The sequence below is a fragment of the Nocardioides montaniterrae genome (assembly GCF_054782655.1).
Genome location: NZ_BAAGSB010000034.1, coordinates 1 through 589, shown reverse-complemented (window position 1 = coordinate 589; position 589 = coordinate 1). Strand labels below are relative to the sequence as shown.

The following is a 589-nucleotide window of genomic DNA, read 5'->3' as shown; positions in this document are numbered from 1 at the left end:
AGTCCTACTACAGTACCAATTACTAGTGATAGTAGTGATGATACTAGTAGCAGATTTGTCCATACTGTAAATGATTGTCCTACACCTGCTTGTACTTCAAGTAGTAGAATTAGAATTGATAGCTTTGGCATAATTGTTAGCCATGTTGTCACAATTGTTGGTACTCCATCATATACATCAGGAGCCCAATTATGGAATGGAGCAGCTGAAATCTTAAATAGGAAACCAATAACAAAAATAAATAGACCAATAGCACATAGATTCATTTCATTTGTTTCTGATACTGATAGTAGTGTATAAATATTTTCTAGATTTGTTAGACCTGTATATCCATAAATTAGTGCTGATCCTAGTAGAATTAGAGCTGATGATAGTCCTCCTAGTAGGAAATACTTTAGACCAGCTGCTGTAGCAGAATCTGAATCTCGATAAAGAGTAGCTAGAATATATACTGCAAATGATTGTAGTTCAATACTTAGATATACTGATACTAGATCTGCACTTGAGACTAGGAATGAAGCACCACAAGTTGTAAATAGAATAATAATAGGATATGTTGTAATAGTTGGTACTGCTGTAAATACTGTAG

At 33.8% G+C, this 589-nt stretch carries 1 protein-coding gene; it reads right to left on the bottom strand.

The genetic code is table 11. The annotated features are described in order from the left end of the window. On the bottom strand, positions 1 to 589 hold a 589-nt coding region (locus tag ACYVJ3_RS16640), incomplete at both ends, for a proton-conducting transporter transmembrane domain-containing protein (protein ID WP_460854195.1).